Here is a 257-nt window from a genome sequence, read left to right as displayed (position 1 = left end):
AAAGAAGGAAATGCCAAAACTGGATTTACTATCACTAATAAAAATATAGAAAAAATATCGATTCCTGTAGAAAAGAAATGGGAAGGGGAAGAGTTAGATTCTGTAAGAGTAAGACTTTTTGCAGATGGAAAAGAAGTTACCTATAAAGACCTAAATAAAGCTAACAATTGGAGATGGACTTTTGATAATCGTGATAAATACAATGAGCAAGGTCAAGAAATCAAGTACACAGTAAAAGAAGACAAAATTGAAGGTTA

The 257-nt window shown here is 31.1% G+C and carries 1 protein-coding gene; it reads left to right on the top strand.

Translation table 11 applies throughout. The features are described 5' to 3' along the window. Positions 1–257, top strand: a 257-nt coding sequence (locus HLB29_RS09415) for a Cna B-type domain-containing protein (protein WP_185624894.1), incomplete at both ends; no start/stop codon positions are given.

This window comes from Peptostreptococcus canis (assembly GCF_014229965.1).
In the GTDB taxonomy this organism is placed as follows: domain Bacteria; phylum Bacillota; class Clostridia; order Peptostreptococcales; family Peptostreptococcaceae; genus Peptostreptococcus; species Peptostreptococcus canis.
This window is presented reverse-complemented; position numbering and strand designations above follow the sequence as displayed.